The sequence below is a fragment of the Hirschia litorea genome, from assembly GCF_042665075.1.
Classification (GTDB): domain Bacteria; phylum Pseudomonadota; class Alphaproteobacteria; order Caulobacterales; family Hyphomonadaceae; genus Hirschia; species Hirschia litorea.
In genome coordinates this window covers 98,622-123,573 of record NZ_JBHTBR010000004.1, presented here as the reverse complement: position 1 = coordinate 123,573, position 24,952 = coordinate 98,622, and the positions used below count along the sequence as shown (strand labels likewise).

Here is a 24,952-nt window from a genome sequence, read left to right as displayed (position 1 = left end):
CATGCATGACGGGCTTTTAGGATTAGTTCAATTTATATGGATCAAGGTCTTCAAGGTCTGGTAGATCTTCCAACAGATCATCGGCCAGCATATCTTCTACTTCAGGCGTATCTGGCAGGTCTGGCAGTGCTGTTATGTCCTCAATCTCGTCGAGGTCCTCAAGTTCTTTGATATCAGCGAGCGCTTCATCTTCTGTCAGAGGCGCGTTTTCTAGTGTGTCTTCATCTCCAAATTCGGAAATGGAATCTTCTTCCGGCTCCTCATCTAAAGGATCAATTGCTTCGGCATCCGTAAGCTCAAGCTCTGTTGTGTTTTCTGCTAGGGCTGGAAGGTCTTCAATGTCGAGTAAATCTTCCAGATCAGCGACATCTGGCAGGTCTTCAGCTTGTGAGGAAGCATCTTCAAGAGGAGCTGAGAAGTCGTCCGCAATTGTATCCAGTGAGAGCGTATCTTCGGCTTCATCTGCAAAATCAGCAGGTGTGTCGAGTGCGAGGTCGGATTGTTCTAATACGTCGACCTCTTGGGGGAGGTCTTCAATATCAGGTAGGGTTAGGTCTTCGACCTCTGACTGAGGCTCCTCAAATTCAGGAAGGTCATCCTCTGGTAAGGTGTCGATAATAGGTGTGTCTTCTAGCGTATCTTCAGCTTGCGCGTCGATGAGATTGTCTATCTCGGGCAGTTCAAAATCTGATACTGGTTCTTCTACGATCTCAGCTACTTCATCGCGGGCATCAGCTAGATGATCTGCTTGAGATAGCTCAATTGGTTCAAGGTCATCTATTTGAGGAAGGTCGTCTTCCTCTATGTCGGCAATTTCAGGTAAATCATTTCCTAATGACGTTAGGACCTCTAATTCAGGTGAAAAATCATCTGAAGCATGTGTTTCTGGCTCTCTTTCAGGAGTTGCATCAATGAATGTGCTCTCGTCAGGCGCGTCTGCTAATGGTTCTATATCAAGGTCAGGAATTGCTTCATCTATCGCGTCAGCATCGGTTGTCGCGTTATCGCTTTCCATGGCCTCTGCTATTTTAGCTGTAGCGAGTGTAGCTGCTGTTGCGGCGGCAGCGATGGGGGCGATGTTCAAATCTTCATCTGCGTGCGTGGCTTGGGGTGTCTTAGATTTATTCTGTTTTGCCGCTTTTGCGTCAGCTTTAGCTTGAGCCTTGTCAGCGATGGCTTGTTCTTTAGCTGCTTTTTCGGCTGCCTTCGCATCTTCTTTTGCTTGAAGGGTGGCAAGTTTCTCGTTCATTTTGGCTTGCTTGGCGGCTTCAGCTTCCGCAATTTTTGCTTCTTTAGCGGCTTGCTTTTCGCGAATACGTGCTTCTTTTTCTCCAGCTTTCATTAGATCGCGTGCGGAGCGTGTGTCTTCTTTGGAGCTAAAGAGGCTGCCAATGCCTGCGAAAATTCCCCACAGTAATTCAACGCAGAAAAAGCGACTGAAAATAGTGAGCAAAATTGCAAATACAGAAAGTGGTGTGAGCAATTGCGAGCTAATGCTATTTTGACGTTCCCCCAAGAGTGGAAGCGCTTTTTGAATTAGATCATCGCACATTTGGAATAATGTATTTTGGATCTCTGGAAAGTAGTAAGAAAGCAGGGCCCAAATGCCCAGCACAAACCCTATAGTCAGCAAGGCTTTGATGCCTGCTTTAAGAAAATTGCCTACGAAATTCATGATCAGCCCCTCAGCTTTATAATCATATGCGGAACTATCAGTATGGAACGACATTGGTGTGACGGAAAGTCACAATATTTACCATGTATGGAAGTTAATCTTCTCAATTCGTCCCTTTATAGGTGAAAATTATATGGTGTGATTGTGTTTGATGTATTTGGGTAACCGTGACGGGAAATGCGCTCTTTGGCGTTTGGGCCCTTATTGGGAGGCGTTCGCATATATCTTTGAACTGAATTTCAAGGTGTCGTGCCTCTGAATTAATAAAAATTATGATAGTTCACGAAAGCCAGAAAAGGGGGAACTCTGAGACTCCCCATGCGTAGTTAGCCAGCTTGCTGACGACATGATGCTCTTGCGGTGTTGTGTGGGTCGCGCAGGTGATCTTTTAACTGCGAAGGAATGTATCATGAAAACGATTATCGCTGGCGCTGCTATTTCTGCACTCACATTGACGGGAGTTGCGAATGCACAAGCAGTTGAAGACACAGGACCATATATTCAAGGTGGGTATTCTTATCTTGAAATGGAGCCAGATGGCATAGACGATGGTGTAGGCACGAGCGCGATCACGGCGCGCGGTGGTTGGCAGATTACACCCATGTTCGGTATCGAAGCAGACATCACTACAGGCATTGATGATGGCGAATTTGACTACAATGTAGACGAAGATAATTTTGAGATAGACCGCAATAATGATGGAGATCTTGATGATATTATTGCTGAATCCAGTGATATCGGATTGAACTATCTTTTAGGGGCATATGGTACAATGCAGGTGCCTGTCACTGATCGTTTCGGTGTGCATGCGCGTGCAGGTGTCGCTTATGTTGATCTTGATGCGACTGTGCCTTTGATTGGTGATGTTGCTGCTGTGAATGTAGAGGATTCTGCATCTGGCCCTGCAGTTGGTGCTGGGATCACATATGACGTCACTGAGAGCTTGGAATTGCGTGGTGACTATACTTATTACTCGCTTGAAGACACGGACACGCATGCAGGTGCTGTCGTGCTTGGCTATAAGTTCTAAATCGATATCAACTCTATGATGACTATCACTGCGGCAGCTTCCAATAGGAGGCTGCCGCTTGTGTGTGGGGGTATGATTTCTAAAATGCCGCGCAATTAGGTGTGCTGAGGCGTTATTTTGCTTGAAATTTTGGATATGTGGCCGTGCTGCGACCATCCGGCGATTCAATATGGATTGCTCTTCGCGCGTGGCTGCGCTAACTGTCGCGTCATAATCTATAGAAATCGGGATTGTATCATGCTTGGTAAACTATTTGGCGGTATCGCCTCTAAAGCAATGCATGATGCTTATACACAACAGGAGAATTCCCCAATGGCACGCAAAAAAATAGCAATGATCGGCGCCGGCATGATCGGCGGAACACTCGCTCACATCGCTGCGCGCGAAGAGTTGGGTGACGTTGTAATGTTTGATATCTTTGGCGGTGTGGCTCAAGGTAAAGCTTTGGACATGGCTGAAGCAACAACAGTGTTTGGTTCCGATGTTAAACTTGCGGGTACTGAAGCATATGCAGACATTGAAGGCGCTGATGTATGTATCGTGACTGCCGGTTTCCCGCGTAAACCTGGCATGAGCCGTGATGACCTTATCGGTAAAAACTTGGGTGTGATGAAGCAAGTTGCTGAAGGTATTAAAACATATGCACCAAACGCATTTGTGATCTGTATCACGAACCCGCTTGATGCGATGGTTTGGGCGCTTCAAAAATTCTCAGGTCTTCCAACTAACAAAGTTGTGGGTATGGCAGGTGTGCTTGACTCTGCACGTTTTGCTTACTTCTTGTCTGAAAAGCTAGGTGTGTCAGTTAAGGACATCCGCGCTTGGACATTGGGTGGTCACGGCGACGACATGGTGCCAATGGTGCGCTATTCAACAGTTGGTGGTCTGCCACTAAACGTTCTTGTTGAAAACGGCATGTTGTCACAAGAAGACTTGGACGCAATGGTTGTGCGTACACGTAAAGGCGGCGGTGAAATCGTTGCGCTTCTTGGAAACGGTTCTGCTTACTATGCGCCTGCTGAAAGTGCGATTGCTATGGCAGTGTCTTATTTGAAAGACCAAAAGCGCGTACTTCCTTCTGCAGCATACCTTTCAGGTGAATACGGCCAGAATGACATGTATGTGGGTGTGCCTGTCGTGATCGGTGCTAACGGTGTTGAAAAAGTCGTTGAATTCCCGATGGATGCTTCTGAAAAAGAAATGATGGAGAAATCTATCTCAGCTGTGAACGTTCTTATCGAAGCATGTAAAAACTTGGAGCCTTCATTGGCTTAAAGCTAACAAATTAGGTTTTTGCCTAACTTGAAATGACAAAGTCGTCTCCGTTTGAACGGAGGCGGCTTTTATTTTGGGTGGAAGTTGAGTCAAAGCGTTGAAATGGCAGCTAAATTGCTGAGTAGGGGGAGATAAAATTCTGATAGGATAAATGTGATGGCGAGACTGAGTTGGTTGGACGGTATGAGGGCTTACGCAATTCTGGGCGTAATCTTTGTTCATGCTGTATTCGGTCTCAATTTTCAGCCACCAGAGGTGTTGGAGTATGCAGGGCGATATGGCGTTTATGGGGTTCAGCTGTTTTTCGTAATCTCTTCGATTGCGATATATATGACGCTGGCAAAGCAGCGACGGGATGCAAGTCCAATTTCTGATTGGTATGGGAAGCGGATATTTCGGATCGCACCTCTATACTTTCTGGGAATTATTGTCTTCGTCAGTTTGAAAACGGCATTTAATGTCGAGCAATTTCAGCTGTATCAAATTCTGGCCAATATAACATTTGTGCATGCATTTGTGCCGAGTGCGAATAATAATGTTGTTCCGGGTGGGTGGTCTATCGGTGTGGAGATGGCCTTTTACCTGATTGCTCCAATGTTGTTCATGCTATTGACGACTAAAAAGTGGTGGGCATGGCTATGGAGCGCGATTGGGGTCGCATTATTGGGTGTGACTTGGTTTGTTGCGGGTGGCTTAGAGGGGTATGTTGAAAATAACTCCTATCTATATTTTTGGCCGTTCACGCAGATACCCGTTTTTCTAATTGCTATGGCTATGATGAAATGGGGAGATGGTTGGATATTGACCTCCGCTCCTACACCTAAGCATGTGTTTTATGTTGCTTTGCTTGGTTTGGGTATTTTCTTCTTAGCGGGAACAGTTGCTGGGCCATTGGCTAAGTCTCACATGATGGCACCGACATTGTTTGGTGTTGCTTTTTGTTGCTTGGTTTTGTTGGCTCGTGATCAATGGAAAGCATTGTTTAGTGCGCCCTTTGTCGTTCACATCGGGCGATTGAGTTACAGCATGTATCTCGTGCATTTTTTCGTCATGTTTACGTTTAAAGACGTGTTTCACATCGTGGATTTGGCGAATTTCGTTCCTGAAAAAGTGCGCTTTTTCGTGTTTTTCCCTGTGATCTTGCTTTTCACTTATGGGTTGTCCCGCATCACGTATAAATGGATTGAGCTGCCTGGGATGCAATTGGGTGTAATGCTGATTGATAAGGCTAAGCGGGCGGAGTTGTCGATTAAAGTTTAATTGGAAGTTTTGTAAAAAGAATGAAACCGTCTCCAATAGAATGGAGGCGGTTTTTTTGTGCGCGTATACACGGAAAATCACACTTGCGTGAGGGGCTGTATTCTGTGCTGGAAAGAGAGGGGTGTCTCTGCAATGCTCCGCAGGTTATTTGAGTTCTATAAGGGAAACCAGCACATGAAAAAGTTAGCATCACTATTGGCTGTGACGTCATTGTTAGGCGGGGCGTTAAGTTTGCCAGCGTTTGCTGAGCATCATGCGGAGCAGGCACCGGCTGTTTTTGATGTGGGTGTAAAAGTTGGTGAGACGATACCGATGGCCGAAGGCGGATTATTGTCTGTTATTGGGTCCGACGGCGAGAAAGCGGACTTTGACTCCTTGAAGGGAGATAAAGGGCTTGTTGTCGCTTTTGTGCGTTCGGCTGATTGGTGTCCCTACTGTAAGAAGCAAATGATAGATTTAGATGCCATTGCTGAAAGTGTAGCTACGCAAGGATACCCACTCGTGGCTGTATCTTACGACGCGCCGGAAAAATTAGCGAAGTTCAAGATGAAAAACGAGTTGTCCTACACGCTTGCTTCCGACACTGGGTCGGCAAACATCAAGGCGTTTGGCTTGTTGAATGATGCGTACAAAGAGGGAAGCAAGGCGCATGGTGTGCCGCATCCTGCTGTATATATCATTGATAATGAGGGCGTTGTAAAAGCGAAACTTATGGAAGAGGGATTTAAAAATCGACCTGCTTCGGAAGTTGTATTTCAGGCTGTAGACGTGGTGTCTAAGGCAGTCTCTGAATAGTCGTCTATTTTCGTCAGGCTGCATGGTTTGGAGATTGCTCTCTAAAACATGCGGTCTGATCGAATAACATCAAGTATAGATGCGGTATATCTTCTCTATTACATGTAAAGTGAAGATGGGTCTGTGAAGTTCATGTAGAAGCCAGCAGTAATAAGAGCTGCAGCAACAAGCATTCCAACAAGTTTAATCATGGTATTTTCCTAATCTGTTTTGTACTTAATTTGTTTGAGTACGGAACATGTTTAGCAAAAGCTTGTTTACTTGTCTTCGCATAATGTAGAAGTGCTGTTATGCGGAAATGCATAAATAAAGTATTGAAATATGTGTATGTGCATGAGGTTTGGTGTAGTTAATTGTTAGTACACTAACAAATTAGTGATCTATCAGTTAAGTCTGAATTTTAAGAGAAAATGAAATAGATGACGCTGGCGTTTGAATGTCTAATCAGAACTTAAAGATATAGTGACGATGGTGCCAATAGGTTTAAGTAAAAGCCGGCAGCAACAAGGGATGCGGCGAAAGCCAGTCCGATAAATTTAATCATGGTCTACTCCTGTTCCTGAGTATTTATATTTTTGATCTTGGGCTTATACCTAATGTCTTCGGTTAGGTTTGTCCCATTCGTGTGATGAATAGCGTTTATCTGGTTATAAGTTAGGCTGCTAAAGGTGTTGTCTGAAATTCATATCTCAGCATGTGGTGCGTGATGTGGCATAAACAAGGCGATAAATGTTAATCATGTTTCATCTGGCTTTTTCTGCTTGAAAAAGGGATAAGACCTAGAAGTGGGTAAGTAGAGCGGGAAATAATTGACCATGCAGGCCATGCTGAAGCGTTATTGGTGGACAATCCTTGTTGGCGTAGTGTTTGTGTGGGGCTTGTTCAGCTTGCTAGAGCCGCCGCCGCCTAAGAGTGTGACTATTGCCTCGGGTGCGCCGGGAGGCGCTTATTCCACTGTTGCTGAATTGTATAAAAAGCAATTGGCAAATGTCGATGTTGAGCTTGTTGTCATGCCATCCTTAGGGTCGGTTGAGAATTTAGAGCGATTGATCTCTGGTGAAGTTGACATTGCGATTGTTCAAAGTGGTGTAACCTCTCCAGAACATAGAGAATTCTTGCTAGGGCTAGGCGCAATTTATTTTGAGCCTATGTGGGTTTTCGCGCGTTCCGAGTTTCCGATAACTGATTTGAGAAGCCTTGCAGGTATGCGGGTGGCTGTTGGTAGCTCTGGGTCCGGTACGCGTGCGCTTGTGGATGTCATACTGGATGATAATGGTCTGGATGAGGGGAGCTATACCGCCGTTGAGGCTGGAGGGTCAGATGCTGCTCAGCTTTTGCTTGAGGGGCGGGTGGATGCCGTATTTCTTGTGGCTGGTCCAGAAGCGAGCTGGATTAAAACGCTCATGCGAACGCCGGGTGTGGAATTGGTTTCGGTGGAGCGCTCTTTAGCGTATGCGCGCCGCCATACTTATTTAAAAGATGTCGTTCTGCCTGATGGTGCTTTGAGTTTGAAGGACGACCTTCCTGCAAAAGATGTGAAGCTGATATCGCCTGTTGCGCAAGTGGTCATCAGAAAAGATCTTCATCCTGCAATTCAAGCTGTAATTTTAGAGGCGATGACGAATACGCATAAGGGGGGTACATTGTTGAATGCTCCTGAGACATTCCCAACGCCTTATCTGGCGGATTTGCCAATCTCTAAAGAAGCGAACCGATATTATGAGAGAGGGCCGTCTTTTTTGCGGCGCTATTTCCCGTTTGCATTTGCAAACTTTTTAGACCGTGCATGGGTGTTACTCATTCCTATGATAACTTTGATGGTGCCCATCATGCGAGCAGGCCCGCCTATATATCGTTGGCGCATTCGTCGTAAAATTTATGTTTGGTATCGCGATCTGCGTTTGGTGGAAGCTGAGGGGCGCGTTGCAAGCACCGAAGAAGAGCGGTTTGAGGTGCGTCGTAAATTGTCTGAGCTGCAAGCGGAGACAAGTAAGGTTGAGGTGCCAGATAGTTATACTGATGACCTCTATCGCTTGCGCGCGCATATTCGTTTTGTCACTGAATTGCTCGATAAACAGAACGCAGATCCCAATACGCAATGGGCGTAAATTCGCTCAATGTTAGCTTAACATTTTTGCCTTGAGGAATGTTAAGCGCATGTCTGGTTTTGGGTGAGGGGAGATGAGTCTAAAATTGAATTTTGGACAGCTTCGCACGGGCGTTGTTTTGTTCAATTTGTCACTGAATAGGCGCATTTTCCGGGTTTTGCAGTCCGCTTACTGATTTTTTTTGAATTTTTTTTTAGTGGGTTTGAAAAAGTGAATTGCGACAGAATAGGCCTGTTAGCGCTAACGAATTACCGACAAGTTAATCAGGTCTTAATAATCTCCTTTTAGCTAGGTAAAGTCCGGTTGTCACAAGCGTCCTGAATGCTATAAACCGCGAACTATTAGGGGCTAATTCCTCGCTTTGCTTAGGCGGTTTTCTATGAATATTCACGAGCATCAGGCCAAGGCCGTTCTCAAAGAGTTTGGCGCACCTGTCGCTGACGGTGTTGCAGTCTTTTCTGCGGATGAAGCAGCAGCAGCAGCTGACAAACTTCCAGGACCTTTATGGGTTGTAAAAAGCCAGATCCACGCAGGTGGACGCGGTAAAGGTAAGTTTAAAGAAGCATCAGCTGGAGAAAAGGGTGGTGTTCGCCTCGCTTTCTCTAAAGAAGACGTGATTAAAAACGTTGGTGAGATGCTCGGCAGCACTTTGGTTACAAACCAAACTGGACCTGCTGGTAAGCAAGTTAACCGCATTTATGTGGAAGACGGTGCTGACATCGAAACAGAGCTTTATCTTTCTCTTCTTGTAGACCGCGCATCTGGTAAGCCAGCTTTTGTGGTGTCAACAGAAGGTGGAATGGATATCGAGGAAGTTGCGCACAGCACACCTGAAAAAATCATCACGCTTACAATTGAGCCTGAAGATGGTGTGACAGATGCAGATGCAACAAAGCTTTGTGATGCACTTAAGCTAACTGGCGCTGCACGTGAAGATGGTATGTCACTTGCGAAAATCCTCTACAAAGCTTTTGTTGAAAAAGACATGGCGATGCTAGAGATCAACCCGCTAATCGTTATGAAAAATGAACGTCTGCGCGTGTTGGATGCGAAAGTGTCTTTTGATGGAAACGCATTGTTCCGTCACCCAGACATTATGGAGCTTCGCGACAAGACTGAAGAAGACGAAAAAGAAATCGAAGCTTCTGAGTGGGACCTTGCGTATATCGCGCTTGAGGGAACAATCGGTTGTATGGTGAACGGTGCTGGTCTTGCTATGGCCACTATGGACATCATCAAGCTTTACGGCGAAGAGCCTGCTAACTTCTGTGATGTTGGTGGTGGTGCAGATGCAGCTAAAGTTGCGGCAGCATTCAAAATCATCATGAAAGACCCAGCTGTTAAAGGTATTTTGGTCAACATTTTCGGTGGTATCATGAAGTGTGATGTGATCGCTGAAGGTGTGCTTCAAGCTGTTAAAGAAACAAACCTTGCTGTTCCTTTGGTTGTACGCCTTGAAGGAACTAACGTTGAAAAAGGTAAAGAGATCATCGCTAACTCTGGTTTGAACGTGATCCCAGCGAATGACCTTGATGACGCTGCACAAAAAATTGTTGCTGCAGTGAAGGGAGCTTAAGTCACATGTCTATTCTTATCGACAAAAATACGAAGATCCTGACACAAGGTATGACGGGTAAAACCGGTTCATTCCACACAAACCAAGCGCTTGCATACTTTGGTACGCAAATGGTGGGTGGTATTCACCCGAAAAAAGGTGGAACAAACTGGACTGCTGATAACGGCCAAGAGCTGCCAATCTTTGCGTCTGTTGCTGAAGGTAAAGAGAAAACTGGCGCAGATGCGTCTGTAATCTATGTGCCACCAGCAGGTGCGGGTGCAGCTATCATGGAAGCGATTGACGCTGAAATTCCATTGATCGTTTGTATCACTGAAGGTGTTCCTGTGATGGACATGGTGAAGGTGAAGGCGAAATTGGACAAATCCAAATCCCGCCTTATCGGACCTAACTGTCCGGGTCTTATGACACCTGATCAGTGTAAAATCGGTATCATGCCTGGTTCTATCTTCAAAAAAGGTAGCGTGGGTGTTGTGTCCCGCTCAGGTACGCTCACATACGAAGCTGTTTACCAAACAACTGTTGCTGGCCTTGGTCAGACTTCTGCTGTTGGTATCGGTGGTGACCCTGTTAAGGGAACTGAGTTCATTGACGTTTTGGAAATGTTCTTGGCAGACGATGAAACAGAATCCATCATCATGATTGGTGAAATCGGTGGTTCTGCTGAAGAAGAAGCCGCTCAATTCTTGAAGGATGAAGCTAAAAAAGGCCGTAAGAAACCAATGGTTGGTTTCATTGCGGGTCGTACAGCTCCTCCAGGACGTACAATGGGTCACGCTGGTGCGATTGTATCCGGTGGTAAAGGTGGCGCTGAAGACAAAATCGCGGCGATGGAAGCAGCAGGTATTACTGTTTCTCCAAGCCCGGCGCGTCTGGGTGTGACTATGACAGAAGTGCTTAAAGGCTAATATAACAAGCGACTAAGGCGGCCGGATTGGGCCAATTCAGGTTCCAATCCGATCGTCCTTATATAAGGACGGTTAACCATGACGAGCCAGTCGGCATCGGGCAATAACGAGCGTTCAAAAGAGAACGCTGACATGTTGGACACAGCGTTTCTCTATGGAGGCAACGCCGTTTATATCGAGCAGCTTTATGCTCAATACGTAGAAGATCCTACATCCATTTCCGCGGACTGGCGGGATTTCTTTGATAAAGTTGGTGATCCAGCAATTGCTGCAAAACAAGCAGCGGCAGGTCCGGCTTGGTCAAACAAAAGCTGGCCAAAAGCGCAATCAGACGAGTTGATTTCAGCGCTTGATGGTGATTGGGCTAAGATTGAACCCGTTCTTAAATCTAAAATCGAGAAGAAACAGCCGGCAGGGGCTGCTGCGTCAACGGCGTCAAGTGCGCCTGCGTCTTCGGCAAATATTCACCAACAAGTACAAGATTCTATCCGCGCATTGATGATGATACGGGCCTACCGTATTCGTGGTCATCTAGCTGCTAATCTTGATCCGCTGGGAATTGAAGTTCCTTCCGAACACCCTGAATTGTCACCAAAAACTTATGGGTTTGAAGAAGCTGACATGGACCGCGAGATCTATATTGATCACGTGTTGGGCCTTGAATATGCGTCTCCACGTAAAATCCTTGAGATTTTGAAACGGACTTATTGTTCAACCTTCGGTGTGCAGTTTATGCACATTGCTGACCCAGAAGAAAAAAGCTGGATTCAGCAACGTATAGAAGGTGAAGACAAAGAAATTGAATTTACGGCTGAAGGTCGTATCGCAATCCTTACCAAGCTTTTGGAAGCTGAAACTTTTGAGCGTTTCCTCCACAAGCGTTATCCGGGTACGAAGCGTTTCGGCCTAGATGGTGGTGAAGCAGCTGTGCCTGCACTTGAGCAAATCATCAAACGTGGTGGTGCGCTGGGTGTGGATGAAATTATTCTAGGTATGCCACACCGTGGACGCTTGAATGTTCTTGCGGCTGTGATGGGCAAACCTTACCACATTATTTTCAACGAGTTCCAAGGTGGAAACACGCAAGGGGCAGATGATTTTGGTTCTGGTGATGTGAAATATCACCTTGGTGCCTCATCTGACCGCGAGTTCGATGGCAATAAAGTTCACTTGTCTTTGACAGCGAACCCATCGCACCTTGAAGCTGTGAACCCAGTTGTTCTTGGTAAAGCACGTGCAAAACAAAGCTTTGACCTTCAAGAAGATCGCCAAGCTGAGCGTGTGAAGGTTATGCCTTTGTTGCTTCACGGAGATGCGGCCTTTGCTGGGCAGGGTGTTGTTTCTGAGTGTTTTGCGCTTTCTGGTCTTGCCGGATATCGCACAGGCGGAACAATCCACTTTATCGTCAATAACCAGATTGGTTTTACAACGAGCCCGAAATATTCGCGTTCGTCGCCATATCCGACAGATGTTGCTCTGCAGGTGCAAGCACCGATTTTCCACGTGAATGGGGATGACCCAGAAGCTGTGGTGCATGCAGCGAAAGTAGCGACTGAGTATCGTCAAAAATTTGGTAAAGACGTTGTGATTGACATGTTCTGTTACCGTCGTTTTGGACACAATGAAGGTGATGAACCTATGTTCACGCAGCCATTGATGTACAAAAAGATTTCAGGACAAAAATCTACACGTGAAATCTACTCTGACAAGCTTGTGCAAGCTGGCGTTATTACAGAGCAGGGCGTGGATCAGATCGTTAAAGAGCTTGAAACTTTCCTCGACCAAGAATTTGAAAAAGGAAAGACCTATAAAGCTGCTTCTGCTGACTGGTTGGACGGTGCGTGGTCTGGCTTTGGTCTACCTGCGAAAGATGACCGTCGTGGCCGTACATCTCTTGAGATGGACCGCCTTAAAGCACTTGGAGCCAATCTGACTACAATTCCAAACTCGGTTGTTGCGCATAAGACTGTGAAAAAGGTTTATGACCAACGCGCGAAAATGATTACCACAGGTGAGGGAATTGACTGGGCAACTGCAGAGATGCTGGCATTTGGATCACTTGTATCTGAAGGTTTCCCAGTTCGTTTGTCTGGTCAAGATTCTGGTCGCGGTACTTTCTCTCAGCGTCACTCGCACATTGTCGATCAAAACACTGAAGCGCGTTACACGCCGCTGCGGTCTTTGCGTCATGAGCAGGCTGATTATGAAGTTATCGACTCGCTGCTATCTGAAGAAGCTGTACTTGGTTATGAGTATGGGTATTCACTTGCAGCTCCAAACACGCTGACCCTTTGGGAAGCTCAGTTTGGTGACTTCGCAAATGGTGCACAAGTTGTGTTTGACCAATTCCTATCATGTGGTGAGCGTAAATGGCTTCGCATGTCTGGTTTGGTGTGTTTGCTACCTCACGGATATGAGGGGCAAGGTCCTGAGCACTCTTCTGCGCGTCTTGAGCGTTTCTTGCAGCTATGTGCGCAAGATAATATGCAAGTTGCGAACTGTACGACACCTGCAAACTATTTCCACATTTTGCGTCGTCAGATTCACCGTGACTTCCGTAAGCCACTTATTTTGATGACTCCGAAATCATTGCTACGTCATAAATTGGCTACATCCGCACTCTCGGATATGGCGGAAGGTTCTTCTTTCCACCGTGTCTTGTGGGATGATGCTGAGACGGATGGACGTCAAGGTAAGGTGGAATTGGTCAAGGATGACAAAATTCGTCGTGTGATTATGTGTTCTGGTAAAGTCTATTACGACCTGTTCGAGGAACGTGAAGCACGCGGCATTAAAGATGTGTATCTGCTACGTCTTGAGCAACTTTACCCATTCCCAGTGAAACCACTGATGGAAGAGTTGAAACGCTTTAAGAATGCGGACATGGTTTGGTGTCAAGAAGAGCCAAAAAACATGGGTGCTTGGACATTTGTTGATCCAAACATTGAACGTGTGCTTGAGCGTCTTGAAAGCAAAGCGACACGTGCGCGTTATGTAGGTCGTGCTGCCTCCGCTTCAACAGCGGCTGGTAATATGGGGCTACACAAGAAAGAATTAGCTGCATTCCTAGATGCAGCATTTGAAGAGTAACACGTCCGGTAAGGACGATTGAAGGAGGTCAAAATGGCCGATATTACGGTCCCAGTATTGGGCGAAAGTGTTACCGAGGCTACTGTCGGAACTTGGATGAAAGCTCCGGGTGATGCTGTTGCTAAAGATGAAGTTCTAGTTGAACTTGAAACAGATAAAGTCTCGATTGAAGTATCTGCTGCTGAAGACGGTGTTCTCTCTGAGATTGCTGCTAAAGAAGGCGATACTGTAGAGATTGGTGCTTTGCTCGGTCGCATCGGTTCGGGAAGCGGCGCTGCGCCGGCCCCATCCGCACCAGCTGCTGCTGCAACGCCTGCAGCGGCCCCATCTGGTGGCGGAGACTCTGTTAAAGTTGTCGTGCCAGCAATGGGCGAAAGCGTGACAGAGGGGACATTGTCCCAATGGTTGAAAAAGCCCGGTGAAGCGGTTGAGGTTGATGACCCGATTGCAGAAATCGAAACAGATAAAGTCGCGATTGAGGTGCCTTCACCTGTTGCGGGTGTGTTGTCTGAAACTTTGATTGCTGAAGGCACAACAGTTGGTATCGGTACAGAAATCGCGATGATTACTGCCGGTGCAAGTGCGAGTGCTGCACCAGCTGCTGCTGCACCCACAACAGCGCCAGCAGCTCCGGCAAGTTCAAGTGCTGCAGTTGCACCGTCTGTGCGCCGTATTTCTGCTGAAAATGACGTAAACCCAGCTGACATTCCGGGAACTGGCCGAGATGGTCGCGCAACTAAAGGTGACGCTTTGAGCTACGTTGCACAAGGTACAAAATCAGCAAGTGCAGCGCCTGCAGCTGTCGCTCGTGACATTGGTCCTCGCGAAGAGCGTGTGAAAATGACACGTCTGCGTCAGACAATCGCGAAGCGTTTGAAAGAAGCACAAAACACTGCAGCCATGCTGACAACATTTAACGATGTTGATTTGACAGAAGTCATGGCGATGCGCAGTAAATACAAGGACTTGTTCCTTGAGAAGCACGGCGTGAAATTGGGCTTTATGTCTTTCTTCACGAAGGCTGTTGTGCACGCACTTAAAGAAATTCCAGCTGTGAACGCTGAAATTGATGGCACAGACCTGATCTATAAAAACTATTACGACATCTCTATGGCTGTCGGGACAGACAAAGGTCTTGTCACGCCAGTTGTACGCGATGCGGATACAATGAGCCTTGCGCAAATCGAAGCTGAAATTGGCCGTTTGGGTAAATTAGCGCGTGACGGTAAATTGGCATTGTCTGACCTCCAAGGCGGTACATTCACCATTACAAACGGTGGTGTCTACGGTTCTATGATGTCGACACCTATCTTGAACCCGCCTCAGTCTGGTGTGCTTGGTATGCACCGTATTGAGCAGCGTCCAGTTGCTATCAAAGGCGAAGTTAAAATCCGCCCAATGATGTATCTTGCTCTCTCATACGATCACAGAATTGTGGATGGTAAAGAGGCTGTGACCTTCTTGGTCCGCGTGAAGGAAAACCTAGAAGATCCAGAGCGTCTATTGCTCGACCTTTAAGGTTTTTAAAATCCGAATAATAGAAAAGCCCGCCAGAGATTGGCGGGCTTTTTTGTGGGATGAATTGAGCTTGTTAGACAACTGCATTCTTGTCCTTAAAAAATCGCCATAAGATATAGCTGGCCGTAATCGCCATTGCAGAGATGGTTAGGCCTATCGCGATTTCTTTGACCGGTGTCGCCAACCATATGATAACAAATGATAATCCAAATAAAAGGACAGCCCGGCTGGAAGCACGAAAGCGTGTGTCGATGAGGTGAGTTTCTTCAGGCGTTTTACCCATGGGAGGCAGTGTTTTCGTTTGAAAATTCGCCATTAGCATGATGAAAAAACCATAGAATGCCATGTCCATGCGTTTGAATAAAGTAGCGTCTGTCCAACCCATATTATAGGCGTATAGTACTGACTTATCGAGCAGTATAAATGCGGATGTGAGTAGGACACACCACATTAAAAACTGCCCACTTCCAGGGTCTTTGAGTTTATCTCTGGGCATGAAGTGGATGACAAAACTACCAATCCACAAGATTGCGAAAAATCCCAAGACAAGTGCAGGTTTGGGAAGACCAAACTCGCCAATAGGAATGGTATCATAAGTGCGCCAGTCCAAGATGACGACGGCTACCACTGAAAGCGTAAGAAGCAGAAAGATGGAAATGTAGGTACGAAAACTCATTGGTCGGCCTCCTTGGCTGACGTTGATGATGAAGTTGTGCTGGTTTGGCTTTGTGATAGTCCGAATGTTTTGGAGAGGCTGAGAATAGCGTCTTCCAACACAGTCAGTTTTAGTCGGTAGAAAACTTGTTTACCGATCTTTTCTGTTTGAACGAGATCAGCTTGTTTCAGCACCGATAAGTGAGCCGACATGGTCGGCTGAGAAAATGTGAAATGCTCTCCAATTTCCCCAGCGCTCATGGGCTTTTGCCGCAAGAGCTCCAGCACTTGCTGGCGGGTAGGGTCGGAAAGGGCTTTAAAGATGTTGCTCATGAATAGACATATAGCTAATAAACTATATATTAGTCAATACGCATAGCTATTCAGCTATATGTTCGTGTATTAAAGCATGTGGAATAAATGACGATATTTACTTTGATGATTGTTACTTATGATGCTTGGTGGGCTGTGAAATCATCTTTCGTGTTTCAGAGGACGTTTGTTTGGCGGGGAGACCAAATAAAAAGCGAAGTAGATTAAAAGGTCGGATGCAGAAGTGGTATATCCCGAACGAGCCACCAAATGTTGCAATTAAAAGCAGGGTTACTTCAAAAAATGTGTGTATGGGTAAACGGGTCAAGTAATACCCAGCTATGACGATGATGGTTTGATGAAGAATGTAAACTGGTAAACCTGCGTCCAGAAAATAACTTAACGCTGGACTCGGGCGGTTCAGATAATGTTGCGCTAGTCCAAGCAATCCGCCGATGATTGCAAATTCATATAGAATGTTGAGCGCTTGTAGAACAGGCACGGAGTTTAAAGTGATATTGGCTCCAATATGCCCAAATACGCATATCGCTAGAATGATGCTCATCGCTGCGGCTGCCCAAATCATTTTGGTATAGTAGCGGGCTATAGCGCTCCAGAAGGCCGGATTTTTTGCAAGAAGAAATCCCAAAAAGAAAATTGAAAAACGATGGAAGTGGTGTGCCCAATCGTGAAAAATCCTAAGTGTTGTTTGAAAGTGCGGGTCTAAAGTAAATCGGTAAAGTATAAAGGGAAGAGGTATAAGCCAAAGGGTACTGAAGGGGTGGTCAAATGCGTGCCTTAGCATGTCATCGCCATGTGACTCCATGAAGCGTTTGATAATGGGGATGAACGGCAAGAGGCAAAGCGTGTATGCCAAAAGGTATGCTAAATACCATAAATGCTCCCATTTCACGGGTTCGTCCGGATAGGCGTGTCCTGGTAGGAGATAGGTTGCACTAAACTTCAGGAAATTTGGTAATGCCATCCCATCTTGCAGGAATTGGTAATAGGCTTGTGGAGGGCAGATAACCAATATTCCGAAAATCAGCGGTACGCCGAGTCTTAGGAATTGTTTTTTAGCGAGTTTTAAGGGGGGGGCTTTGTCTGTTGCAAATCGCAGAGATACGCCAGAAATAAAGAATAAAAGGATGAGCGCCCATGGGCTAGGGTTGGTCAATGATAATAAGAGGCCATCTACAAAATGCCCTGAATGCGTGCTTTTGATGACCCAATTAGTGGGGCCGTAAAAAACGCAGAGATGATAAATAAAAATAAGACCTAATCCAACAACGCGAAGGTGATCTAAATCATATCGACGTGCTGATAAATTGGTTGGAATTGAGTGCGCATTAGCATTGAATAACTTCAAAACTCTCCCCCAAAAAACATAATTGTAAAATCCTGATAAGGGCGTTAAGCGCTCACAAATACAGGATTTTTAACGTTAACATAGTTTTAAGGAATAAACACCAGAGGAAGTTGCGACATTTTACATTTTACACGAAAATTGCAAACATGCCTGTCCCAGAGAAGATGACTTTGGAGATGTTCTCATGCATGACAAAAGCTCAGTTGGAATAAGCCAATAAAGAGTGGGCAGAAATGACATATTCAAATTTCATCATTGGGTCGGGGCTTTTAATGCTCGCGGCAGGGTTTGGTATCCCCATGATGGCCAATTTGAATGCGGGACTTGGAACAAAATTGGGGAACCCGCTCTCAGCTGTTGTGGTTTTAACGGGGGTTACGTTTTTAACCAGTAGCCTCGTGTTAATCGCTTCTGGTGGAGTAGGAGACTTTCCAAATATTGCGCAATTTAAGGCAATCCCTAAACAGTATTTTCTGGGGGGTGTGCTGTTTGTCTTTTATATCTCTTCCATCACATGGGCCGCTCCAAAAATTGGTTTGGGGAATGCGATATTCATTGTGCTGCTGGGACAATTATCCAGCGCTGTAGTGATCGACCATTTTGGTTTATTTGGAGCGATTAAGTCCACAATCACGCCTAAACGTGCTTTGGGCCTATTTGTTATGGCTGTAGGCTTATATTTGGCTCAAAAAGACGTGTAGTTTTTCGCGCGCTCTAGGGCTAGCGAGAAAATCCTAATACAAACATTTTACCGTCTGTATTAGGATTGAATAACTTATTTCATCGAGCTGAGGCCGATAATATTGCCTTCACTGTCTTGGCATAGCGTGACCCAACCAAATTCACCGATTGAAAACTTAGGCCGGATGACCTTTCCACCAGCTTTGGCAATGCGTGCTTCTTCTATAGCGCAATCTTCAACCGAAAAATAAACAACAGTTCCACCAGCACCGGGCCGACCAAACTCTGATTTTGATAATGCGCCACCGGCACCATACAAGCCCATGTCGGTTGGGAAACTCATCATTTGTGTTTCACCCGTAGGGTCGCCAATTGGCTCTAGCTTGCAAGCAAAAACGGTTTCATAAAATAATACGGCGCGATCTAATTCAGCTACATATATGTCAAACCATCCAACAGCGTTCATTTTCGTCATGTTCAACTCCTATTTGTTATTTGGCTTATCCAAGACCTAACAAAGCGGCGTTCAGTCGTATTGTAGATTTCAGACATCGTATTTTTTTGAATATTTACCCGGAGAGTAACCGGTCGCTTTTCTAAAGGAGTTGATGAAATGCGATTGGTCGGCATAGGACCAGATATCTTGGCCATTTATAGATTGTTGCAAGCGCAAGATTTTTAGAAAGTCATGCGGTGGAAAGCCTGTGGTGCGTTTGAGCGTGCGTTGAAGTTGGCGCGTGGATAGCTTCGATATCTCAGCCATATCTGCCACATTATGAATATTGTCCAGATTGTTGAGTATGTTTTCAATCGCAGGATTAGGCGCAAGTAAGCCTTGCTCGATAAGGGTTTCAACAAACTGACATAGCAGCTCTTGTTGGTTCTCAAATTCCAATCCGGTAATTTGAGCGTTTAAATCTTTAAGGGGGAGGTCTCCGGCATAGGGTGTATCTACTAGACCATAGGCTATTTGCTCAAGGTCGCCCAACCATACGCCGGGCAAAAAGCGGATATTCACAAAGTGAAATGTTCTTCCAAGATTGAATTCTTGCGATTCTGCCCGCAGTTTTGAAACGCCAGTTACATCTACATTATGCTGATCAAACACAAGATAGGTGCACGCATCAGGCAAGGCGTGAAATTCATAATCTTTGTGTAGCTCTCCATCCGTTTTGAGGTCCAAGAAGCGATGAACGACACCGCGTAAATGTTGAGGAGGTTCGGCTTCTGAAAACTGGACAGTAGGAAAGGACTTATCTTTTCCGTTTCCTTTCGGGCTATACATTGGATGGTCACTTTTATTGTTCAATTGCGGGTATTAAAACACCAAAACTTGGTCGCTCTCTGACTCACTTCAGCTTAAACAAGAGAATGATATTAAACGACCCCATTAGCTCACTTTCTTTCTTGGGGCTTTAGTCGTCACTTGGTTGATGGTATGCGGTAACGAATCTATTGAGGGATTAGCATGCAATCTATTATCGCCACATTTTTAGGCCTAATCGTTTCTATGACGCTATTATTGATAGCGCGAGGCGTGGGGGCTGGCTCATTGGTGGGGATTGGCTTTTGGGTTATCGCGCTATGGTGCGGTGTCTTTGCGACAGCTTTCTTATGCCCAAAAAAAAATGCAACTTGGTTTCGTAGCCATTTGCCTGCTTGGATTGTGGTCGTAGTGATAATTACCATTGGGGCATTTGTGTATGGGGCTGTGTTTGCTGTTTTGCCGCTATGGTTCCAGTTTCCCATTGCGATGGCGATGTCAGCAGGTAGCATGTTCTTGATCTGGTTAGCGCCACGCGTCTCAAAGAGACCTTCCGTATAAAGAGCGCAATTATCATTCAGGATTTCGCATAAAATTAGGGCAGGGTTTACTAATTCTGCGTCATTAAATGTGCCTCATTGCGGTTTTTTTTGCCGGAATGCATGTTTGTAGCGCTAACAAAACTTTTGCAGCCTTTGGACGTGTTGACCTCTGCGAAAGCAAGTATAGTTTCGCGGCAAATCACCCTTACTGCCCCTCTCGGGCGACCCACTCGGGGAAACAGGAAATACAATGTCTGAGACTTTTGACGTCGTAATTATCGGAGCCGGCCCTGGTGGCTATAACTGTGCTATTCGTTGTGGCCAGTTGGGCTTGAAAACAGCTATCATTGAAAAAGAAGCCACGCTTGGCGGAACATGTCTGAATGTTGGATGTATTCCATCTAAAGCCATGCTGCACGCGTCTGAGCTTTTTGATGAAGCAAAGAACAATTTCGCAAGCCTCGGTATTGAGACAGGCAGCGTAAAGCTTAACCTTCCTCAAATGCTGAAGCAAAAAGAAGATGCTGTTAAAGGTCTAACTGACGGTGTTGCTTTCTTGATGAAGAAGAACAAAGTCAAAGTCTTTAGTGGTAAGGGCCGTATTGCTGGTGCTGGCAAAGTGGTTGTTGAAGGCAAAGACGCAGCAGAGCTTTCAGCAAAAAACATTGTGATTGCGACAGGTTCAGTACCAACAAACCTTCCAAACATTGAGATTGATGAAGAGCGCGTCGTTACATCTACAGGTGCGTTGAGCCTTTCGAGTGTGCCGAAGAAAATGATCGTCATCGGTGCTGGTGTGATCGGTCTTGAGCTTGGGTCTGTTTGGTCACGTCTTGGCGCAGAAGTTACTGTTGTTGAGTATTTGGACCGCATCATTCCTGGTTCTGATTTGGAAGTTGCTAAAGCAGCTCAGAAAATTTTGACCAAGCAGGGCATGACGTTCAAACTCGGTCAGAAAGTAACTGGCGTTGAAAAGCTAAAGTCGAAACTGAAATTGACAATGGAGCCTGCTAAGGGCGGCGCGTCAGAAACAATTGATGCAGATGTTGTGCTCGTTGCGATTGGCCGTAAGCCATACACAGATGGCCTCGGGCTTGAGACTGTGGGTATTACGCCTAATCAACGCGGCGTCATTGAGAATAACCATTTCCAAACAGGCGCTGCTGGCGTTTGGGTTATTGGTGATACAACAACAGGTCCAATGCTCGCGCACAAAGCTGAAGATGATGGTGCGGCCGTTGCTGAACTTATCGCGGGTAAAGCTGGTCACGTGAATTATGATCTCGTGCCGGGTGTTGTTTACACAAGCCCTGAAATGGCTTGGGTTGGTAAAACAGAAGAAGACCTAAAAGCCGCTGGCGTGAAATACAAAGTGGGTAAATTCCCATTCATGGCGAACTCCCGTGCGCGTTGTAATCACACTACGGATGGTTTCGTGAAGATCATTGCAGATGCATCAACCGATGAAGTGCTTGGTGCGCACATGATTGGTGTTGGCGTCGGCGAAATGATCGCTGAAATCTGTGTTGCTATGGAATTTAAAGCATCTTCTGAAGACATCGCACGCACATGTCACGCACACCCAACGCAGTCAGAAGCAGTTCGTCAGGCTGCTATGGGCGTTGAAGGTTGGACAATGCAAATGTAATTTAGCTTTTTATAAAGCTAAAAAAGGAAGCCCGCGATTTTATCATCGCGGGCTTTTTTTGTTATTCTGCCGCATCGAGCATGGACCTCATATGCGCAAGATAGGCTAGCCAAGCTTGACGTCCCTTATCTGTCAGGATGGCAGTGGTTTGGGGCTTCTTACCGACGAATTTTTTTTCGATAGTGATATATCCAGCCTCATCCAATTTTTTGAGTTGCACAGATAGATTACCGTCGCTTGCATTCACCTTGGCTTTTAATTCTCCAAATATGGCGGAATGGGCTGTGGATAGATAGGCCATGACGCCTAAGCGAAGGCGAGAGTGAATGAGATCATTTATCTCGCCATGGTCAAACGGGTTCTCGCTCATTTTAGCTTAAACCACATTCTTTGGTTCGCGCTTCATCATAATGGAGCCGGGGATGACACCTATGAGAAGTGTGGCGATAGCACCGCCCAAATAAGCTTCGGCAGTTCCAATAAGTGCGGCCATTGTTACAGCCCCAGCAATTCCACCAAGACCTGCAAACCGTTTCCAACTTGCTTTTTCCATGCCTGCTTCAATCATGTACACGACGCCATATGAGAAGAAGGCGATAATAGGCAGCATATCAAAAACAATGGGGGATACGTTTCTAAAGTATGCGGCAACGGAAAGGGCAATCCAGATTGAGAACATGGCGGGAGAGGCCGTTGTCCAAAACAGGCGTGTCACTCGGTTGCTTGCTGAACCCTGTCCCGGTTTGGAATGGGATGATCGAGAGAGCAGGAAAATAGCAATGGGTGAGAGCAACGCAAACCCTAACCAGACGAATGCAAGTGTTGATAATGGAAGTCCAATCACTCCGCTTGCTATGGACCAATGTGCTGTTAGAGCAATCGCACCAAGGCAGCCAAAAGTAATGTAGTAGCGCCCATTCACATTTGGCGCAGTGGCACCTTCTTCTGCAAGTGAGCGTAAATATCCAAGGTCGTCTATTGCATTTGATGTTGACATGATTTCTCTCCAGTAAAGAACTTTAAAATATAAAGTACATGTTTGTCGATAAACGTCAAGCAATTTTTAGCCAGTGCCGTTGGAAGAGAAGAAATGTCGTGAAATAGGGTGTTAGGAAGGGGGCGTGTAGGGCAGCATTTCCAAGTGAGTGTCACCGTCAGAATGCAGAGTTACTTTGTAGAGGCGGTCAAAATCACTTTCTTCAAGTGGCGCGACATCGCGTTGTATGAGAATGCTGACCAATTGAGGTGTCGTATTGCTATGCCCAACAATGAGATATGTGCCTTGTTTGGCGTGTATCTTCTGCGCGACGTCTTCAAGATCATTGCCTGCATAGGATGTGAGGCTATCTAATCCTGATTGAGTTAAAACCGGCGCTGCTGTTTCTGTCGTGCGTCGATAGGGTGTTGAATATATTGCGTCAAGTTTCACGTCATTTAGCAGCTGAGCAAGGTAAGTTGCGCGGACCTGACCTTGTTGACTGAGGCTTGGGTCCTTAGTGCCGTCATTTTCTTTTTCAGCATGGCGAACTAAATACACGGTCGTGATATTGTCTGCAGGCGTGTTTGTTGCGCAGGCATTGAGAAACAAGGCTATCGCTATTCCAAACAAAAATTTCTTCAACGGCCCGTTCCCCAATGCTCAAATGTCTAGTGCGAATTTGCTGTGATGTTATTTGCGTTTCAAAGGACAGTTTTCAAACTCAACATCGACTGAATTGCTTTTTACAACGGTTCTCAAATTGAAATGGTTTTCTGCATTAGGCGTAGTTAGCACATCTCTATAGTGCTGGCCAAAGGCTAGAAGTGTTTGCTCTGTGGTGAGGTTAAGCAGGTGTTGGAGTGCGAAAACTTTACAGCTCCCTTGGTTTTCAGAAGCGCTATTTTCAACTCGCCCGTTTTTAAAGGCTGTTGGCGTGAAATCATACCAAGTTTCAATAAAGCTCAATGTCGTTTCAAACATAAAGTCTGGCTTTGTAAGGTCGGCTAAGAATTCCTTTTGCGCCGAGGAAAAGTTCGTCATATTCTGTCACTCTATAATTGCTAGGTCGGTTGTCGATTAAGGTGTTGATTGTTTTTCTTTCGGCATCATGACCAATATCAATGCGCCTGTAATTGCAAATACGAGCGCGAAAAAATGAGGCCAACCAAAGGGCTCATGCAATATCCACACGGCAAGTAATGCGGTCACGGCGGGGCCAAGCCCTCCAAGTGCGCTCGTTAGCCCCGGACCGATGCGTGATATCGCTTCTGTCATCGCAAATGCGGGGAGCGCTGTGCAGAAAATAGCCAAAAACAATCCATAGCCAATCAGGTTCGCATTAATCGTCACCTGCTCAATGCCAATAGCCGCTTCCACTGAAAAGTGCGCTAATATCGCAATAGCGGCAGCGGACATCGCGATAGATGTAAATAAGGGGGATCCCAATGAAGTGATGACACCTTTTGACATGGTCACATAGGCTGCAAACAATATTGCCGCTAGAAACACTAATCCTGCACCCCATAAAGCTTGATCACCAAAGTGCGCTCGCTCTGGCCCAATCAATATCGCCACGCCCACATAGGAAAGCGTTAGCGCGATTGCGTGGCGAAATGTGAGTTTGTCTTTCAAGAATATCCAAGCGAAAATAGCGGTGAAAGTGGGGTATAAAAACAGGATCAACCGCTCCAATTGCGCAGAAATATAGTGCAGGCTTTCAAAGTCCAGCCATGTGCACACATAATAGCTCAACACACCAAGAGCTGATGTCTGCATGATGCGGCGGGGTGTAAGCGCAACGCCTTTGCGACGATTTTTGCGCCACGCCATAAAACCTACAACAAGAAATATTGGCAGAGAAAATCCCATTCTCAACACCATCATCAGTTCTACACTCGCGCCTTCCAGAAACGCAAATTTGATTGCGAGTGCTTTCATGGAGAATAGGGATGATCCTATCGCAGCTAGTGAAAAACCGATTACTCGGTTTGAAGGTTTAAAAGGCATAGGACAATTCCGCACTATGTTGAATAAATTAAACCGACTGCGAAACATTTTGACTGGTATCAGGCTTGGTCGTGGATGCTCCACAGCCGATACAGACATGATCTTATCGACTGCTCCTATATCAGGAGCAGGTGCCAAATTTGCGTGGAGGCTGGGCGATACATCATGCGCTGGCATTATCCTGCGGCTGGCATGCAGTCAAGCGAACCAAAGGGGAAGATGTGTTTCTCTTTAAATTTGTAGTAAGCTTGCGCTTTGAAT

At 46.0% G+C, this 24,952-nt stretch carries 23 protein-coding genes; 12 read left to right on the top strand and 11 right to left on the bottom strand.

Annotation, left to right across the window (positions count from 1 at the left end):
- Positions 1-22: 22 nt before the first annotated feature.
- Positions 23-1,675, bottom strand: a complete 1,653-nt coding sequence (locus ACFQS8_RS07780; RefSeq protein WP_382166741.1) for a midas domain-containing protein — start codon at positions 1,673-1,675, stop codon at positions 23-25.
- Positions 1,676-2,084: 409 nt separating this feature from the next.
- Between ACFQS8_RS07780 and ACFQS8_RS07775 the strand changes: the two genes are divergently transcribed.
- The 9 genes from ACFQS8_RS07775 (at position 2,085) to odhB (ending at position 15,235) form a co-directional block, all read left to right on the top strand.
- Positions 2,085-2,705, top strand: a complete 621-nt coding sequence (locus tag ACFQS8_RS07775) for a porin family protein (RefSeq protein ID WP_382166740.1) — start codon at positions 2,085-2,087, stop codon at positions 2,703-2,705.
- A 312-nt stretch (positions 2,706-3,017) separates the two neighbouring features.
- Positions 3,018-3,980, top strand: coding sequence for a malate dehydrogenase (gene mdh / locus ACFQS8_RS07770; protein WP_382166929.1), 963 nt, complete (start codon positions 3,018-3,020; stop codon positions 3,978-3,980).
- Positions 3,981-4,136: 156 nt separating this feature from the next.
- Positions 4,137-5,240 (top strand): acyltransferase family protein, encoded by a 1,104-nt coding sequence (locus ACFQS8_RS07765; protein ID WP_382166739.1) that lies wholly within the window; start codon positions 4,137-4,139, stop codon positions 5,238-5,240.
- Between the two features lie 174 nt (positions 5,241-5,414).
- Positions 5,415-6,035, top strand: coding sequence for a peroxiredoxin family protein (locus ACFQS8_RS07760; protein WP_382166738.1), 621 nt, complete (start codon positions 5,415-5,417; stop codon positions 6,033-6,035).
- Positions 6,036-6,850: 815 nt separating this feature from the next.
- Positions 6,851-8,143, top strand: coding sequence for a TAXI family TRAP transporter solute-binding subunit (locus tag ACFQS8_RS07755; protein WP_382166737.1), 1,293 nt, complete (start codon positions 6,851-6,853; stop codon positions 8,141-8,143).
- Positions 8,144-8,522: 379 nt separating this feature from the next.
- Positions 8,523-9,719, top strand: coding sequence for an ADP-forming succinate--CoA ligase subunit beta (gene sucC, locus ACFQS8_RS07750; protein ID WP_382166736.1), 1,197 nt, complete (start codon positions 8,523-8,525; stop codon positions 9,717-9,719).
- A gap of 5 nt (positions 9,720-9,724) precedes the next feature.
- Positions 9,725-10,627 carry a succinate--CoA ligase subunit alpha gene (sucD, locus tag ACFQS8_RS07745; protein ID WP_382166735.1) on the top strand — a complete coding sequence of 301 codons (903 nt, stop codon included), beginning with the start codon at positions 9,725-9,727 and terminating at the stop codon, positions 10,625-10,627.
- 78 nt (positions 10,628-10,705) lie between these two features.
- On the top strand, positions 10,706-13,717 hold the full coding sequence (locus ACFQS8_RS07740) for a 2-oxoglutarate dehydrogenase E1 component (RefSeq protein WP_382166734.1): 3,012 nt from the start codon (positions 10,706-10,708) through the stop codon (positions 13,715-13,717).
- Positions 13,718-13,750: 33 nt separating this feature from the next.
- Positions 13,751-15,235 (top strand): 2-oxoglutarate dehydrogenase complex dihydrolipoyllysine-residue succinyltransferase, encoded by a 1,485-nt coding sequence (gene odhB / locus ACFQS8_RS07735; protein ID WP_382166733.1) that lies wholly within the window; start codon positions 13,751-13,753, stop codon positions 15,233-15,235.
- Between the two features lie 73 nt (positions 15,236-15,308).
- Here odhB and ACFQS8_RS07730 read toward each other — a convergent pair whose 3' ends face one another.
- The 3 genes from ACFQS8_RS07730 to ACFQS8_RS07720 form a co-directional block, all read right to left on the bottom strand.
- Complete coding sequence (locus ACFQS8_RS07730) at positions 15,309-15,911, bottom strand: hypothetical protein (protein WP_382166731.1); 603 nt, start codon at positions 15,909-15,911, stop codon at positions 15,309-15,311.
- Positions 15,908-16,222 (bottom strand): autorepressor SdpR family transcription factor, encoded by a 315-nt coding sequence (locus ACFQS8_RS07725; RefSeq protein WP_382166730.1) that lies wholly within the window; start codon positions 16,220-16,222, stop codon positions 15,908-15,910. The genes ACFQS8_RS07730 and ACFQS8_RS07725 overlap by 4 nt, the downstream gene beginning before the upstream one ends.
- A 112-nt stretch (positions 16,223-16,334) precedes the next feature.
- On the bottom strand, positions 16,335-17,570 hold the full coding sequence (locus ACFQS8_RS07720) for an acyltransferase family protein (protein WP_382166729.1): 1,236 nt from the start codon (positions 17,568-17,570) through the stop codon (positions 16,335-16,337).
- Positions 17,571-17,803: 233 nt separating this feature from the next.
- Here ACFQS8_RS07720 and ACFQS8_RS07715 point away from each other — a divergent pair, with 233 nt between their 5' ends.
- Positions 17,804-18,271 carry a DMT family transporter gene (locus ACFQS8_RS07715; protein WP_382166727.1) on the top strand — a complete coding sequence of 156 codons (468 nt, stop codon included), beginning with the start codon at positions 17,804-17,806 and terminating at the stop codon, positions 18,269-18,271.
- Between the two features lie 74 nt (positions 18,272-18,345).
- On the opposite strand, the gene ACFQS8_RS07710 is transcribed toward ACFQS8_RS07715, so the two are convergent.
- Both ACFQS8_RS07710 and ACFQS8_RS07705 read right to left on the bottom strand, forming a co-directional pair.
- Positions 18,346-18,726, bottom strand: a complete 381-nt coding sequence (locus ACFQS8_RS07710; protein ID WP_382166726.1) for a VOC family protein — start codon at positions 18,724-18,726, stop codon at positions 18,346-18,348.
- 69 nt (positions 18,727-18,795) lie between these two features.
- Positions 18,796-19,536, bottom strand: a complete 741-nt coding sequence (locus ACFQS8_RS07705; protein WP_382166725.1) for a helix-turn-helix domain-containing protein — start codon at positions 19,534-19,536, stop codon at positions 18,796-18,798.
- A gap of 183 nt (positions 19,537-19,719) precedes the next feature.
- Here ACFQS8_RS07705 and ACFQS8_RS07700 point away from each other — a divergent pair, with 183 nt between their 5' ends.
- Positions 19,720-20,076, top strand: a complete 357-nt coding sequence (locus tag ACFQS8_RS07700) for a hypothetical protein (protein ID WP_382166724.1) — start codon at positions 19,720-19,722, stop codon at positions 20,074-20,076.
- A 231-nt stretch (positions 20,077-20,307) separates the two neighbouring features.
- Complete coding sequence (lpdA, locus tag ACFQS8_RS07695) at positions 20,308-21,705, top strand: dihydrolipoyl dehydrogenase (RefSeq protein WP_382166723.1); 1,398 nt, start codon at positions 20,308-20,310, stop codon at positions 21,703-21,705.
- A gap of 61 nt (positions 21,706-21,766) precedes the next feature.
- On the opposite strand, the gene ACFQS8_RS07690 is transcribed toward lpdA, so the two are convergent.
- The 5 genes from ACFQS8_RS07690 to ACFQS8_RS07670 form a co-directional block, all read right to left on the bottom strand.
- Positions 21,767-22,075, bottom strand: a complete 309-nt coding sequence (locus ACFQS8_RS07690; protein WP_382166722.1) for a winged helix-turn-helix domain-containing protein — start codon at positions 22,073-22,075, stop codon at positions 21,767-21,769.
- A 6-nt stretch (positions 22,076-22,081) separates the two neighbouring features.
- A complete protein-coding gene (locus tag ACFQS8_RS07685; RefSeq protein ID WP_382166721.1) occupies positions 22,082-22,702 on the bottom strand; it encodes a hypothetical protein in 621 nt (206 codons plus the stop codon).
- Between the two features lie 111 nt (positions 22,703-22,813).
- Positions 22,814-23,326, bottom strand: a complete 513-nt coding sequence (locus ACFQS8_RS07680) for a SixA phosphatase family protein (protein WP_382166720.1) — start codon at positions 23,324-23,326, stop codon at positions 22,814-22,816.
- Positions 23,327-23,374: 48 nt separating this feature from the next.
- Entirely contained in the window at positions 23,375-23,725 is a 351-nt protein-coding gene (locus ACFQS8_RS07675) for a HopJ type III effector protein (RefSeq protein WP_382166719.1), read from the bottom strand.
- Between the two features lie 36 nt (positions 23,726-23,761).
- Complete coding sequence (locus ACFQS8_RS07670; RefSeq protein ID WP_382166718.1) at positions 23,762-24,868, bottom strand: DMT family transporter; 1,107 nt, start codon at positions 24,866-24,868, stop codon at positions 23,762-23,764.
- Positions 24,869-24,952 lie beyond the last annotated feature (84 nt).